Consider the following 14,978-nt stretch of genomic DNA (forward strand, 5'->3'; position numbering starts at 1 on the left):
GAACATTTAACCATAACTAAAATGGATGAGTTTCATATTTTTTACTTTTCATTAAAATTAATGGAAAAAAATCTATCTGAATTATAAAAAACAATTTGAAATATATTCAAATTGTTGACATAACAGATGAATTTATTAACACTTGTTGATTTTGTAATAATTCTCAAATACATAAACTCCTTAATGCTACCCAAAAATCATAATGACGCTTTACATCAAAAAAATTGCAACCCTCTACATTTAATGGGGGTTGCGATTTTTATGTACAAATAATTTTTATAAATTTTGCGTTAACCTAATCATATCCATACATTGAATACCATTTTCATATATTTCTTCATTATAATTTCGTAAGAAAAAGTCCTTATCCACACTGGTTATTCTAAAACCACATTTTTGATAAAGGCCTAGTTGCATTAAACTAGAATTTCCTGTGCCTATTTCTATAGTTTTATATTCTTCTTTTTTAGCATAGTCTATAGCAAACCTAAGTAAATATTTCCCATATCCTTTTCCTTGCTCTTTTTCGGAAACTGCTATATTTATAATCTCAATCGTTTCTGTTCGGGTAGGAATTAAAATCATAATACCTACAGTAACAGCACCTTTTTTTAAAACAAAACAATCTCCCTTTTTAAGATATCCATTAACTACTTCTGTTGAGGGATCAGCTAGTAACAATAACTCCATTTCTTCCATGTTAATACTTGTACTTTTTTCTATACTAATTCCATCCACATTATTTAATTCCATTTCTAACATCCTCCCAATCAATATTTTCAATTAATATCTTAAATGAATTCCTTCTTATAAGACAATATCAAAAACAATATTAATGTTTTTTAATAGACAGGGTGCTGGGAAATCTTTTTGAATTTTATAGAATGAATATAATGAAATATAATAAAGACTATAAATTTTCCACTTTAAATTCACTTAATCCGTATAATAGGTATGTTATTTTATTTCTGTTTTTTCATTTCTTCTTGCCATGTAGCACCAACACCACCTGATGGTGTATTCCACCGGTCTTCTTGTCGTTTAATACGCTCCATGTCTGCATCGCTCGGCTTAAATCCTTCTACTTCCTTATGTTGCTGTTCCTTATTATGATATTGTTCAACTTCTTTATTATTAGGTTTACAATTGGTAGTAGCTTCTTCGGGCTTATTATCTGCCTTTATACCTGCTGTACTAGATGCGGGCTTATCATTCGTTTCAATATTCTTGCCTTCGTTTATTTGAGGCTTGTAATTATTTGGATTATTCTCATTAGATTGCACGCCTACGTTTTTCTCTTCAGCCCAAAGATTATTTTTTTCACCCCATCCAACAGGAATAACTGAATACATTTTGTTATCTTGACCAACATAATCCGCACCAAGTAACTAATCATTTCATATTTATTTTTTCATTTACTTTTGTTGGAAACTCGTCTATCTTCACATCTTCCCAAGCTATTGCACTTTTTTTCAGTGTAATATACATGTAGAAATACTTCTTTACGAAGATTCAAGTTGTACCGCATGTATCATCTCACTATTTACAAAATAAAGTTAGGCTCAAAATTCTTACACTTGAACAACTGTTTTGTTTTCATACCGTTTATAAGCCTTTGTAGAGGAATAGTATTAGTATGTCCAAGTTTGATAACTTTTTTGCACCAAAACCTACAACTGATCTCATCACTACCATATCTTTATCAGTAATTATCTTCATTGTGGGTTCTTAAATTATACTATTTTCATAACATATGCAGAAGAAATATAACCTACTTGTTTTTAATCTGCCGTTTTAAATAGTGCGTTCTAAAAAACTACTCTTCTTCTAAAATAGCGTAATAATATTCATCCCACCATTCATTCCCATGTGGTATACACTTCCTAAAATAGCCTTCTCTTCTCATTCCAATCTTCTCCATCACTCGATATGATGGAATATTTTGTGGCTGACATGTAGCTATAATCCTATGTAATTTCATTTCCTTAAAGCCATATTTCAATGTAGCTTGTGCTGCTTCAGAAGCATATCCTTTATTGAAGTATTTTGGATTGAACACCCAACCAATCTCATATGTATGCTCACCAAAATATTTATGAAAAACTATATGACCAATCAGAATATCTTTATTAATTAATAATACAGGAAAGTTCTTAGCGTTTTCACCAATGTTTTCATTCACAAAGTTCCTTGTATTTTCTTCAGTAAAAACCCCTTCAGGTATGTATTTCATAACATTGATATCTGATGTATACTCATGAACAGCTTGCCAATCTTTGAACTCAAATTTTCGTATTAATAATCTTTCTGTTTTTATAAACATTTACTTTTCCCCCTCAAAAAATTGCAACTATATTTAAAATCCACTTTTAACCCTTAAAACAAAAAGAACTTGCAGGAATCTCTACAAGTTTTTTTATTTTAAGGTGAAAATACGGGCCAAACAAACAAACTATCTTACAGCTTGACTTTAGAAACTTTAGGGGTAATGCTTTGACAAATATACTATATAACAAATATTGACATCCACGGAATTTATTTTTGAAAATTGTGTGAATTAAGAAAGAAAGTAGTTTTTTTCTTAGATATTATTGTTAATAACTGATGGTATCATTATATTTCATTCTGCAACTTATTTAGAAGAGATATGTACATTTCGAAGAAGTTCTTCAATAAGTTTTGTTTTTTCATTTACCTTTGTGGCATATGTGAAATCACCATAACAATATGGATACCTAAAATTATTTTTATTTCCACCACAAGTATACATCGCTGGATTTTGATCAACCTTCATCTTAGAAAACGTTTTGGCTGAATCCTCCGAGTGTTGTTTAACTTCTTGACTAGCAATAAAATCAATATACCCTGGCCCCATATTATAGCTTTGAATAATTGTATCCATGCTAACATCCTTGTCCGTTCCATATTTGTACATTTTAGCAAAGTGTTTTACCCCTTGTTTAATGCTCAAGCTTGTCTCTTGAATTTCATTTGGTTTTAATCCAAGTGATTCGGATGACTGCATAGGGTCGTTTCCCTCACCTCTACTCTCTTGGTACATAATTCCTAATAAAACTGCAGTTTTCTCTCCTAAATTATATTTTTCTAATTCTTTTTTTAAGGTAGACTCATATTGCAATACACGTTTTTCGGTGGCTAGTGCTTTATTTTGTTGAATATTGGTTTTATGATTAAAATAAAGCATTCCAAGTATTATTCCTAAGCCTAAAATACTAATAAGGAACACTTTTATAATTTGTTTTTTACTTGTATCCTTCATATATTCCTCCTCGTATAAAAAATTCAATTTTTCAAAGGTAATTGGTTATTTACAAACTATGTAATGAACATCTATCTCCCGCCCTTTTTAGACTCAAACATCAATACTTTAAGGTTTCAAGTTTAATATAAAAATTTAAAGATAAGGTAAAGATAAGATAAAGATAAGATAAAGGGCATTTTTTATACGTACTTTAAAAGATATTGGTACAAAGGGATATGTGGGGAAATTTGTTGATACAAAAGGAATTAGTAATAATGGAAAGGTTAACGTACAAATTATTAATTATGGAAATATCATTCCAGAAGATCTACCCTATCTTTTCAATATACTTCATATAAAAAATTACAACATAACATATAATAAAAAACGGCAAACCCTCGACGTAGGAGAATCCACCATCACAAATAAATGATTATTTCACACCTAGTTTTTCTTTTACTTTCTTAGGAAGCTCGTCTTCCTGCACTTCCTCCCAAGCTGTTACACCTTTTTTATCTAAATGATATACACGTAGGAATAGACCTACGCTACCTTCTTTCTTCACCTTCCCATAGAATTTGTTAACATTATCATCTTTCTCCTAACTAACATCTGTTACTTTTACTAATTTCATATGAGAAATCCCCTCCAAATGTACACACTAAGAATGAGATTTGATAGAAGATGCTTGTCTACATTTTGACTTTTCCAAAATACGAATAATATACCATTCGTTAATGGTCTGATTCGACTTTTCCTATTGAAACTGGAATATTTGGTCAAATATATTAAACACGCAAATAACTTGATATCGTATCTCATGATTTTTAAGAATAATTCTGTTTTTCATTGTAGTAGTAAGGTTGTTTATCTCATATTGAATTACCTTTCATTTTTCTTACAAGCTCGCAATGTTTTTGAAAATACAGTTTATAAAGCCGAGAATTATGATTTTTTCAGAGATAGCATTGAGGGGTTTTTCATATGCACTGTACTATACTCCCGTACAGGTTTCATTTACAATTCATTGTATTTTCTTTACCGTTCACCAAGTTAAAATGGAACAAATTTATTACTTAGAGGGTCTATTATGTGTATTCCTAAAAATATGAAAGGACTTATTATTCCCAAAAGTAAAGTGATGTAAAAAAAGTGTGTATTGAAATACTTCATTTAAATGTTACGAGTTTAATACTTTCACAGGTAAACTATTACAAGTGTAAGCAAAAAAGAAACACCCTAAACAGTAACCGTTCATTCATATAAACGCTTTGGTTCTGCTTATCCTGTTAAAATTCAACTTCAGAAGTATTGGTATCCAACACCCACTTTAATTAACATCGGTATTTAAAATACCAAAACAAAATCCATATATTGTTGAAAGAGGTTGAAAATTCATGTACGTTTTAAACAAGTTCTTTACCTACAAAAAGATTGTACCTGTCGTATTACTTTCATGTGTAACACTAATAGGGTGTTCTAATAGTAATACTCCATCTGAATCACCTAAGCAAACAAAACAAATAAAGCAAATTAAACAAGAAAATACAGGTCATGATTCTTTTGCTAAGCTTGAAAAAGAATATAATGCTAAGCTTGGTATCTATGCTCTGGATACAGGTACAAATCAAACTGTTGCTTATCATCCAAATGATCGTTTTGCATTTGCCTCTACATCTAAATCATTAGCAGCGGGAGCTCTTTTACGTCAGAACTCAATAGAAGCTCTTGATGAAAGGATTACGTATACGCGTGAAGACCTTTCTAATTATAATCCAATTACAGAAAAGCATGTGGATACAGGAATGACGTTAAAAGAACTTGCAGATGCTTCTGTTCGATATAGTGACAGTACGGCACATAATTTAATTCTTAAAAAATTAGGTGGTCCATCCGCATTTGAAAAAATCTTGAGAGAAACAGGAGATACGGTTACTAAATCTGAACGATTTGAACCTGAATTAAATGAAGTACATCCTGGAGAAACGCGCGATACCAGTACACCAGAAGCGATCGCTAAGACACTTCAATCATTTACATTAGGATCTGCACTTCCAACAGAGAAACGTGAATTATTAGTAGATTGGATGAAGAGAAATACGACTGGTGATAAGTTGATTCGTGCGGGCGTACCAAAAGGATGGGAAGTAGCTGATAAAACAGGCGCAGGATCTTATGGAACAAGGAATGATATTGCGATTATTTGGCCACCAAACAAAAAGCCAATTGTTCTTGCCATCCTTTCTAATCATGATAAAGAAGATGCAGAATATAATGATAAGCTTATTGCTGACGCGACTAAAGTCGTATTAGATACTTTAAAAGTTACGAATAAAAACTAATAAATTAATAGCTTTCCGTGTTAGGGAGTATATTCTCTGATAAGAGTAACCATACATGAACGTCAAATGATGTTAGAAAACGAAAAAACACGCAGTTCCATTTGGAATTGCGTGTTTTTATTTTGCTAATTTATTGGGGATAACCGCTTGTGTCATCCAGTGCTGATTGGATTGCACATGGTCTTTTCGAACAAATTTCCCTACGGATTTTGAAAAATCATTATAGTGAAACGCATCCGTTAATCTAAGTACATACCCTTCCTGAATCCCTCCAAAGAGTGAAGTACCGTTGTAGCACGAACGAATTACCTTTTCATTATAGGGGCCACGATATAACACTGGAACGTGTGCAAGGCCTAACTTTTTACACCATGCAACTGTTGCATCCCACGATAAACATTCATTTTTCTCATTCCATATTGAAAAGACATAAAAATAGGAAGTCAGTGCTGTGTAGTGAATGCTATGACAAGCATATACATTTTCACCACATATACGCCATCCTTCTGGAATTCTATACCCCATACTTCCTTGTAACGTTTTTACCCATGTTCTCGATGGGTGATGACCACTTGATAACGACCTTGCATGAATAGCATCTTTATAAAGGGATGTATTTTCACCATCTAACTTTTCTAGTACGATTACTTCTTGAGTTTCAAATCCGTCCATATTTTGTAGAACACGGTCATCACTTGTTACCCCTATCGACCAAGGAACGTGCAATGTTCGTGGATATTTACAAGCATTTTTTCCCTTCTTTACTTCGCAAATGCATCTGCATCTCGGAAAAAATATAATTTCGTAAGCATCTCATCACCGCAGTAATGATAGATTTCACGTGCTGCCTCTTCCCCGCCATGTAACATCTTCATATGAAACTCTGTAATCATTAATACTTTCTCAATAAACTCCTATTCGAAACCAAGTTCCATTAAAAAGTGGCAAGCGATGTGAGTACTGACATATTCGTGACCATAATACGAATGGTACCCTTTGAGCTTTTTAAATACACGGCAAAACGGTTTACCTGTATCATGGAATGCTGCAGCACTTTGCAGAAGAAATAAATCTTCCCCTACATAATTCTCTGTTAAATGAGCGTATACCATATATGTGTGCTGACATAATGGTAAGGAATGATAGGGGTTTCCTTGATTATATTGAAACATATCAGAAAAGAACGGGATGTTCTTCATGACAAATTGAACACCACACCCATGCGTCTCCTCCTGTTTCACCATTACAGTTTACTCTAAGTCCCGCTTTACTTGTTCGTTTATGGTTTCTTGTAGTTCGAATAAGACGATGCACAATCCGCTCTGATTTTATGTAATCTATTAGCTTGAATCGTTACTTAAATATAAAGGGTTTCTCGGAAACCTATCTTTTTTTCCTAAGGCAGTGTAAATCGTAACCTCTGAATAACTCATGAATATCTTTATACCAATTGTGATATCTACAATTTTCTCCCCAAGCAGCAATCAACATATTTTCCATTAAAGTTTTTTATTTCCAATATTTCATCTAACTTCGTACGATTAATTACTTCCTGTAGTAGTCTTTCTACTGTATCTATTTTTATCTCATTTGGTTTTCTCAATATTTTTCACTTCTATTTTTTGATTGTTATGACTGGCACCTGCTCGGTGTCGGAAAATTCACTGTAACCATAATAAAGTAGAAAAAACAATAAAATAATTGTCCAAATAAATATAAAAACTTTATAACTATACTTCATATGAAAAACCTCATTTTCCCTATATAAGTGAATGTACATACACCTTATAAATCCAATTACATAAATTATTGGATATTTTAGCAGTAGAGAATCATTAAGTATTAGAAATTGTTATTCATAAACATATCCAAGAAATCTTCTAAAAAATATCATCTAGGCATTTTAACATTTTATCAAAATGCACAGATAATATTTTTACGTTTAGCTAAGTAATGCTTTTTATGTAATAAATCCTTATCTCTATTTCACCTTAATGTTTATATGTACAAGAGTCTGTGTAGCAACTAGACTGTACTTTAAATATGTACTAAATTGTGTGTGGGAAAGGAAGCACATTTTATTTAAAGTTTTTACTTTAAACCCCTTAATTAGTTGGTAGTCTTCTTCATTCAGACAGAAAGGAAATTTAAAGTGTGCACTTATTTTCAACTCAGACTCTTTACTACACACACTCCTATACACATAAAACATCTATAAATTTCGTAACATTACAGAAACAACAAGAAACATTACCGAAACAATAATAACATTAAGTAATAGTTTTGTAACACAAATGTAACACAATGCATTTAATCGTACAATACTTTTTTAGCTAATTATCAACAAAGTTCTGTTAATATCGTTCAAATTTAATAATGTTCCCATAAAGTATTACATATTGCTTGTGAAATGATTTTTCAAAATATAACGAATCATACCATGATGGAGGAATATTAATTCAATTTAAAAATAAATGGATTGATATCTTTCTAGCTTTTGTATCCCAATCATGTTGTAGAGCGGATTATGGTTATCCAATTAATGTAGGTGACCATGCACAAGCTAAGCCTTCTAAATAATTACTGTACCTAAAAAAAACAAGTAATTATACTTGTTTTTTTAGTTTACTTTCCAATATCGAAACAGTTTTATGTGCTTTCTTTTCCTGTCTACATTGGATGCATATCTTACTAAAGATAGCTTCTATTTTTTTTATGATTCTAGTGAAGTAATTAATTGCTGACGTTCTTTATCTCTATAAATTTTCATTTCATGTTTAAACTCGTAATTTCCTACTTCAAATCTAGCCCATTCCTTACTTGTCCAATATACTACATTTACATTTTCTCTTAAGATTGCAGAACACACATCCACTAATTCATCTTCGTAAAATGGAGCCTCTTTTGCTAATTCAAAAGCAAGCACTTTTGGATCCTTAGTTTTAATTTGAAGTTCCCTAGAGGTTTGCCCTAAATACTGCCATGGTGATGGTATTGATTGAACTTGGGCATTTCCCCTATCTTGAAACTGTGATGGAGAATCATTTGTTGAAGCAAATGTAGGTTTACTTACTCCTATTGCTGTTCCTAAAAAAATAGAACCAATAATAAGTTTTTTAATCATTTTTTCAGCTCCTTTAATAATTTTGGATATGCTTCATTTTTATACCACGTTCATGGTCATGTAAATGAAGAAAATTTGACATAATTATGCATTTTTCTCGAAAAATGCATATTAATTACGCACCTTAAATTTACCCAAAACAAAATTATTGGTTTAACGAAACTTTTTTGTCATAAGTATACACTTTTTGTATAAAAATTAGTTTTTAAAATATTTGCATACTTATTGATAAAGCTTCCTGCTATCCGTTATTCGAAGCCAGTTTATCTCCACCTACTCACTTCGCATTCCTTGAAGAAGGAATCCTCTTGACTAAAATGATAAAAAAAGTTGGGGATTCCCCCAACTTTTTAATACGTCTATTGTCTGATTAAACCTGTAGATGTAACCCGATATGTTCTTTTCTTTCCTATATATTCCTGTTTTCCATTCTCAAGGTTAGTTAAAGTCGCTCGTGTTTTTTCCTTCGCCACTTCCCCTTCTATATGAGTAAATTCTATATAATCTCCCTCTTTTACAGGTACTGTTTGGGTTTCAGCATTTTGTTGTCTATTTCCCATAATTTCCTTATTGTACAAAACGCTACCAAATGAATTCTGGACTTTAATACTTGCATATGTGCTATTGAAATAAGAATGCGGCACACCAGCTTCTAATTTGATTTTCAGCTCTTCTGCTGTTTTATTATAATCTACTTTTGCAATTTCTCGATCACTATATCCTTTTAGGGACCATGCAAATTGTTTTCCATCTAGAATTGTTGTCTCTGGCATTTTTTCTACTTTCTTTAATCCCTCTTTTGTAACCTCATACCTTGCTGACTTTCCAATAGTCTCATTTTTATTATTTTCAAGATTCGTTAATGTTGCGCGTGTTTTTTCCTTTGCTGCTTCCCCTTCTATATGAGTGAATTCTAAATAATCTCCTACTTTTACAGGTACTGTTTGGGTTTCAGCATTTTGTTGTCTATTTCCCATAATTTCCTTATTGTACAAAACGCTACCAGATGAGTTCTGGACTTTAATACTTGCATATGTGCTATTGAAATAAGAATGCGGCACACCAGCTTCTAATTTGATTTTCAGCTCTTCTGCTGTTTTATTATAATCTACTTTTGCAATTTCTCGATCACTATATCCTTTTAGGGACCATGCAAATTGGTTCCCTACTAAAATATCAGAATTTCCATTTGTAATTTCTACTTTTTTCTCTACAGTTCGATCAAATATGTCTGTTAATGTAATTTTAGCAAAAGCCGTTTGAGGCAATTGCATAGTTTGACTTACCTCAGTTTTGTAAGACTTAATATTATCGATTACTTTCAAAGGTTGTCCCATTAACTTTTCATTGTCATAGATTTCAATTTTCCCTTTAAACTGTGGAGTACTTTGTTCTTTCAATTTCCATGAAACATTTAATTTTCCATCTTCAAAGCGAGTATTTTGAATATCAAAATCTAAATTTCCCATTTCTGGTTGACTAGGCTGATTTATATTAAAGGTTTTTCCAGTACCAATAGTTGATTGAGTATTTCCTCCTGCCCTAACCCATAGATATTCTGAAGTTGCTCCTCCATCGTATTGATAGGACGTATCATGTTGCCCAGAGATACGCTGATTATTCCAAGAATTCCATTGTTTATCTGAAACTTTTCTGCTGTATCCATTTTTAAGACGTGCTTCTCTTACATCTTGTCCATTACCAGCCCAGTCCTCTTGAAACATCGATAAACCATAGTTAAATGCCACATTTGCAACTGGATGATCCATAATAGCAACTAACTTCCATTGATTTAATTTATTATCTTTTATCCACTGGCCAAACTTTGTATGGCCATCTTCTTGCCAAGAACGTAGAGTCATTCGATACCATTCACTATCTTTCCAATTATAAGTTGTTTGTACCTTTAGACCTGTTCCTTCTCCACCAAATCTACTGGCTTCTGAAGTCGGCGATAAATATTCAGCTTTTATTGCTTGGTTTGATGCTATTGGATCCCAAAGCGCAAAGTGAAGGGTACGTTTACCGAATTGATCAAAACCACTTTGTTGTTGGAAGCCCGCATAACCACCACCTTCTCCTCCCTGATTCCAGTTATGCACAGCCCAATATGTATAAGGTGCTGTTTGGACTGGTGACCAGTCTATGCTAATAATATCTGAAGCAGCAGTATTCTGTGGTGTTACATAAACTGATGGGGCATGAGATCGGGTTGCTGCCTCTGTACTAGAAATTGGTGCTCCATACATTGACAACATGGTACAAGCCGTTGAAACCATAACAATTTCTTTTATTTTTCCCCTTGTTTTTACTTTAAACATAACTTCCTATCTCCTTTTAAATTATTTTAGTTACATTAAATAATAACCCTATATATCCCTTTAAACAAATTACGTAATAAAGTAACATTAGCTTTAAAATCTAGATATATTTAATGTTTTTTTCACTGCTATTACTAATCAAATTATAGTATTTTGTATTAAAATCGTATGATTTAGGACTAAATATAAAGTGAAAATTTTATAAAATTTCATAAATATGTAGTTTTAGATATTTATGATGAAAGACCCACTAAATAACTTAATTGATTTTATGAAAGATTTCCTTACTTTATTGATTACACTATTAAACCTAGAATTGTTTACCAGAAAAATGTTATGTAAACTTTTAATTTGTCGATTAGAAAAAATAGTTTATCTATTTGCTGATATCTTATCATTAGTTAGAAAGAGCCTACTTAAAAACGTAGACTCCTTTAGGTATCCAAACGTTACATATATAACAAACATAAAAAAATAACATCGAATTCTTCTGTTAGTTTATTTAATATTTAATGACGTAGATAATGTATTCCAAGGTGCATTTGTAGATGTATTTTGATATTTAAATTGCCCATTTTGCTGTCCTGAAGCATCCCATTTATATTCCCATCCATCCACTGTTCTATCCCCATTTATATCAATCATCTTAGAATCTACTTTTTTTAGTTTTTGACCACTCATTTGAGCAATTGGATTTCTACCATATCCCATTTCATTTGTATAAATGTATAAATAGCTCCCTCCGTGATCTTTAGCTGTACTTAAATTATTAGGACCAATAAATTCAACCCCGCCTAATTGAGATTCAACTTTTACCACATTTAATGATGTTAATGGTGGTGCAGGTGCTGCGGATACATCAGTCGCTAAGCCAACTGTTGCTCCCACTAATAATGATGAAACTCCTATAATCATTCTTTTTAGCATACTCTCATCCCCTTTCGATTTAATACAAATTGATTCTATCATAATAATTTCATACATTTCCTTCCCTTTAAAAGAGTTAACAAAAAGTACCTATTTACATATGAAATTGTGCATATTCATTGCTTTTTACCATTTATACTTATCATAAATCATACTAAAGCATAATTAGTTCTCTCCCCTGATTGACTTACTACATTTGGCCCCATCTCAAGGTGACTATTCTAAGAACTAAAAAATGGTACATAGTTCACTGGTTTAACAAACAAATAATAGAATTGCAAAGTCAACTTAATTTAAGTTGGCTTTTCCTCTAATATTATAAGCAAGATCCACCACTTGCATCAATTAACTCACCAGTTATCCAACGACTGTCTGATGATGAAAGAAAACCTACAATATCAGCTATATCATTAGGTTCCCCCCACCTATTAAAGGTCGATAAACCTGCAGCATATTTTTGTCCATCTTGGTTGCCCAATGTCTCAGCATTCATTTCTGTGTTAATTATGCCTGGGAGAATTGCATTTACTGTAATACCACGAACACCAAGTTGTTGAGCTAAAGTATGAGTGAGTGTATTTATTGCCCCCTTAGATATACTGTAGGCAAAAACACTTGGGGAGGCTACCCTTGTGACAAAAGACGAAATATTTATAATCCTTCCCCCATCTTTTAAACGTGGCAAAGCCTTCTGAATAATGAAAAATGGAGCTTTCACATTAATATTCATAACCTCATCAAAAGACTCCTCTGTAGATTCCTCTAATGTTAAAACCTGCTCAATTCCAGCGTTGTTTACAAGGATATCAAATGTAGTATTACCTATATATTTTTGAAGAGATTGATCCATCATTGAATACAAGTTATTAATGCCATTAAAAGTACTTAAGTCTGCACGAATCGCAAATGCGGAACCGCCATCTTGTTTAATTTTATCCACTACACTTTCTGCTTCTTCTTTTCTTTTACTATAGTGAACAACGACTAACGCACCAGCATGTGCCAAATGTAATGCAATACTTCGGCCTATTCCTCTACTAGCCCCTGTTACTAATGCAATTTTCCCCTTCAATTTATTCATCTCATCATCCCCTTGTTTAAAAAATTCTACTTAGTTATATCACAAGATACCCTTTGAAATGTTGCTCACTAATTTGATATCCATAAAACCAAAAGGCCCACTCATAATTATAAGAGTCGGCCTTTTCACTTCACATATTCATTTGCTTTACATACAGCCTCTCTAACTGTTGTGTACTTTGTACTAAGTATAATAAGGAATCTTGATGGTATTATAGGTAAAGCCAGCTTAAACTAAAGTTAATTCATGTACATTTTGCTTAGAGTTTCTACCTTTAAACAGTTCGTTTAGGCTTCTATGCATATATTCAACAATATTTCAGCAATGCCTGTATTTTTCATCTTTCATATTTTTGTTTCTTAGGCATGAGCATACTTAGAAAAATCCTAAAAACTAGTTGATAATCTTTTAGAATTTAATTTTCCTATAATACTCTTTGCTATTTCTTCAATATTTTCATTTAGAAAGAAATGACTACCTTCAAAAGAATGAAAAGTACACGTTTTACTTGTATATTGCTTCCATTTTATTACTTGATCATATGTAGTAAATTCATCATTTTTCCCATTAAATATAAGAAAATCAATATCACATGGTTGTATATTATTTTCATGAATATATGTCTCGACAATCTTAAAATCTGCTCTTAAAATAGGGAGAAAAATCTCCATTAATTCTTCTGATTGAAGTACCCCAGATGGTGTACCTCCCATTGCAATAACTTCTCTTTTAAATTGTTCATTAGGAAGATTATATCGGATATTTTTTATTTTACTATTTGGATGGTTTCTACCGGATAAAACAAGAAATTCGGGTAATTCGTTATTAGAACCCTGTATTTTTCTAGCTACTTCATAAGCAATCAAACTCCCCATGCTATGCCCGAATAGAATGTACGGTGAAGCGTCTATTTGCTTAACTATACTAGTGTAGGCATCATTTACGGCCTCTTCCATACCTTGGTACAAGCTTTCTTCAATTCTATATCCTCTACCAGCTAATTCTATCGGGACTACTTCAATATATGGATTAAAGTAATTTTTCCATTTTGCGTAGTTAAACGCAGATCCCCCAGCATGTGGAAAGCAAAAAAGTTTAGTCTTCTGCATTGATTTTCTCCTTACTTTCAAATTTGTATATAGTTTGGCAAATTGTATAAATGTCTTTAATTATTATCTCTTGCGGAAATTCATCTCTTGTTGCACAAGCAGATAACTTATAATTTGGATCAATGTTATATTGTTTAAAGTAAAAGTTTTTAGGTATATTCTTGTATGAAATTGAAGTTCGTGATTCTTTTTTTATAGAGAATGAATTTAATGGGGTATAAAGCCCTTTTCCAATCGTTTTTATATAGCTTTCTTTTAATGTCCATAAATCATAAAAATAATTAATTTTTTCATCAGAATTCATATTAGATATATCATAAAATTCTTCCGCTGAAAAAAATTCTTTTGCTAATTTAAAACCCTCTATTTCTGAAACTTTTTCTATATCAATACCCACGTTAAAATTAGCAGTAGTACAAACCACCCATTCTCCTGAATGAGACACATTAAAATGAAAGTCAGAAATTTTTTCAACAAAAGGTTTTCCATACTTATTATATATAAATCTAATTTCTTTATTATTAATTTTATACTTTTGGCAGATTAGAGATCGGATTAGTAAATCTCCTATTAGAGTTCTATTAATGTCGCATGAATTTAATAAACGCTTCATTCGTTCTTTCTTCTCATTTGAAACTAAGTTACTAAGTTGCTTAAGCAAATGACTTTCAATATTCTTTGGTATTTTCACAGCTTGAATTTGTATAATAAATCACTTCCTTTTTTAAAGAATTACTTCATATATGAACGTTACGGAAATTCAAATTAACTTTATTCTATTGCATATACAATAGAATAGGTGCATATTTACA

13 protein-coding genes and 3 pseudogenes are annotated in these 14,978 nt (G+C 31.8%); 2 read left to right on the top strand and 14 right to left on the bottom strand.

Going from position 1 to position 14,978, the window contains the following annotated elements; all coding sequences use genetic code 11:
• Window positions 1-276 precede the first annotated feature (276 nt).
• From N2V92_RS22815 to N2V92_RS22835, 5 genes and pseudogenes are all read right to left on the bottom strand, one after another.
• Window positions 277-753 (bottom strand): GNAT family N-acetyltransferase, encoded by a 477-nt coding sequence (locus N2V92_RS22815; RefSeq protein ID WP_016077702.1) that lies wholly within the window; start codon window positions 751-753, stop codon window positions 277-279.
• 209 nt (window positions 754-962) lie between these two features.
• Window positions 963-1,388 (bottom strand): annotated as a pseudogene (locus N2V92_RS22820) (hypothetical protein); the annotation flags it as partial.
• A 428-nt stretch (window positions 1,389-1,816) separates the two neighbouring features.
• The gene (locus N2V92_RS22825) at window positions 1,817-2,323 is read right to left on the bottom strand and encodes a GNAT family N-acetyltransferase (protein ID WP_016077703.1); all 507 of its coding nucleotides are present in this window, start codon (window positions 2,321-2,323) and stop codon (window positions 1,817-1,819) included.
• Between the two features lie 309 nt (window positions 2,324-2,632).
• Window positions 2,633-3,280, bottom strand: a complete 648-nt coding sequence (locus tag N2V92_RS22830) for a lysozyme family protein (RefSeq protein ID WP_000655722.1) — start codon at window positions 3,278-3,280, stop codon at window positions 2,633-2,635.
• A gap of 415 nt (window positions 3,281-3,695) precedes the next feature.
• A pseudogene (locus N2V92_RS22835) lies at window positions 3,696-3,800 on the bottom strand (YxeA family protein); the annotation flags it as partial.
• A gap of 859 nt (window positions 3,801-4,659) precedes the next feature.
• Between N2V92_RS22835 and blaIII the strand changes: the two are divergent.
• Window positions 4,660-5,604 (top strand): class A beta-lactamase BlaIII, encoded by a 945-nt coding sequence (gene blaIII / locus N2V92_RS22840; protein WP_016077704.1) that lies wholly within the window; start codon window positions 4,660-4,662, stop codon window positions 5,602-5,604.
• A 117-nt stretch (window positions 5,605-5,721) separates the two neighbouring features.
• Here blaIII and N2V92_RS22845 read toward each other — a convergent pair whose 3' ends face one another.
• The 3 genes from N2V92_RS22845 to N2V92_RS22855 form a co-directional block, all read right to left on the bottom strand.
• Window positions 5,722-6,276, bottom strand: a complete 555-nt coding sequence (locus tag N2V92_RS22845) for an RNA ligase family protein (RefSeq protein WP_000348600.1) — start codon at window positions 6,274-6,276, stop codon at window positions 5,722-5,724.
• Window positions 6,277-6,365: 89 nt separating this feature from the next.
• On the bottom strand, window positions 6,366-6,497 hold the full coding sequence (locus tag N2V92_RS22850) for a hypothetical protein (protein ID WP_000627209.1): 132 nt from the start codon (window positions 6,495-6,497) through the stop codon (window positions 6,366-6,368).
• Between the two features lie 21 nt (window positions 6,498-6,518).
• Complete coding sequence (locus tag N2V92_RS22855) at window positions 6,519-6,848, bottom strand: hypothetical protein (protein WP_000240601.1); 330 nt, start codon at window positions 6,846-6,848, stop codon at window positions 6,519-6,521.
• Between the two features lie 1,180 nt (window positions 6,849-8,028).
• Here N2V92_RS22855 and N2V92_RS22860 point away from each other — a divergent pair.
• Window positions 8,029-8,184: pseudogene (locus tag N2V92_RS22860) on the top strand (DUF2278 family protein); the annotation flags it as partial.
• Between the two features lie 133 nt (window positions 8,185-8,317).
• On the opposite strand, the gene N2V92_RS22865 reads toward N2V92_RS22860, so the two are convergent.
• From N2V92_RS22865 to N2V92_RS22890, 6 genes are all read right to left on the bottom strand, one after another.
• On the bottom strand, window positions 8,318-8,728 hold the full coding sequence (locus tag N2V92_RS22865; protein ID WP_000592185.1) for a hypothetical protein: 411 nt from the start codon (window positions 8,726-8,728) through the stop codon (window positions 8,318-8,320).
• A 359-nt stretch (window positions 8,729-9,087) separates the two neighbouring features.
• Window positions 9,088-11,049 (bottom strand): DUF3472 domain-containing protein, encoded by a 1,962-nt coding sequence (locus tag N2V92_RS22870; protein WP_042598010.1) that lies wholly within the window; start codon window positions 11,047-11,049, stop codon window positions 9,088-9,090.
• 498 nt (window positions 11,050-11,547) lie between these two features.
• The gene (locus N2V92_RS22875; RefSeq protein ID WP_000272949.1) at window positions 11,548-12,033 is read right to left on the bottom strand and encodes a DUF4879 domain-containing protein; all 486 of its coding nucleotides are present in this window, start codon (window positions 12,031-12,033) and stop codon (window positions 11,548-11,550) included.
• A gap of 259 nt (window positions 12,034-12,292) precedes the next feature.
• The gene (locus tag N2V92_RS22880; RefSeq protein WP_016077705.1) at window positions 12,293-13,057 is read right to left on the bottom strand and encodes an SDR family oxidoreductase; all 765 of its coding nucleotides are present in this window, start codon (window positions 13,055-13,057) and stop codon (window positions 12,293-12,295) included.
• A gap of 386 nt (window positions 13,058-13,443) precedes the next feature.
• Entirely contained in the window at window positions 13,444-14,166 is a 723-nt protein-coding gene (locus N2V92_RS22885) for a thioesterase II family protein (protein WP_001172926.1), read from the bottom strand.
• Entirely contained in the window at window positions 14,153-14,857 is a 705-nt protein-coding gene (locus N2V92_RS22890) for a 4'-phosphopantetheinyl transferase family protein (RefSeq protein WP_033668848.1), read from the bottom strand. The genes N2V92_RS22885 and N2V92_RS22890 overlap by 14 nt, the downstream gene beginning before the upstream one ends.
• Between the last annotated feature and the right edge of the window lie 121 nt (window positions 14,858-14,978).

It is taken from the genome of Bacillus sp. CH_48 (genome assembly GCF_038008465.1).
GTDB lineage: Bacteria > Bacillota > Bacilli > Bacillales > Bacillaceae_G > Bacillus_A > Bacillus_A thuringiensis_S.

Excerpts from the sequence above, each read along its gene's own strand:
- N2V92_RS22880 (WP_016077705.1), bottom strand. The coding sequence starts at position 13,057 with ATGAATAAATTGAAGGGGAAAATTGCATTAGTAACAGGGGCTAGTAGA.
- N2V92_RS22885 (WP_001172926.1), bottom strand. The coding sequence starts at position 14,166 with ATGCAGAAGACTAAACTTTTTTGCTTTCCACATGCTGGGGGATCTGCG.
- N2V92_RS22825 (WP_016077703.1), bottom strand. The coding sequence starts at position 2,323 with ATGTTTATAAAAACAGAAAGATTATTAATACGAAAATTTGAGTTCAAA.
- N2V92_RS22845 (WP_000348600.1), bottom strand. The coding sequence starts at position 6,276 with ATGGACGGATTTGAAACTCAAGAAGTAATCGTACTAGAAAAGTTAGAT.
- N2V92_RS22850 (WP_000627209.1), bottom strand. The coding sequence starts at position 6,497 with ATGATTACAGAGTTTCATATGAAGATGTTACATGGCGGGGAAGAGGCA.
- N2V92_RS22830 (WP_000655722.1), bottom strand. The coding sequence starts at position 3,280 with ATGAAGGATACAAGTAAAAAACAAATTATAAAAGTGTTCCTTATTAGT.
- N2V92_RS22815 (WP_016077702.1), bottom strand. The coding sequence starts at position 753 with ATGGAATTAAATAATGTGGATGGAATTAGTATAGAAAAAAGTACAAGT.
- N2V92_RS22855 (WP_000240601.1), bottom strand. The coding sequence starts at position 6,848 with ATGGTGAAACAGGAGGAGACGCATGGGTGTGGTGTTCAATTTGTCATG.
- N2V92_RS22870 (WP_042598010.1), bottom strand. The coding sequence starts at position 11,049 with ATGTTTAAAGTAAAAACAAGGGGAAAAATAAAAGAAATTGTTATGGTT.
- N2V92_RS22865 (WP_000592185.1), bottom strand. The coding sequence starts at position 8,728 with ATGATTAAAAAACTTATTATTGGTTCTATTTTTTTAGGAACAGCAATA.
- blaIII (WP_016077704.1), top strand. The coding sequence starts at position 4,660 with ATGTACGTTTTAAACAAGTTCTTTACCTACAAAAAGATTGTACCTGTC.
- N2V92_RS22875 (WP_000272949.1), bottom strand. The coding sequence starts at position 12,033 with ATGTATGAAATTATTATGATAGAATCAATTTGTATTAAATCGAAAGGG.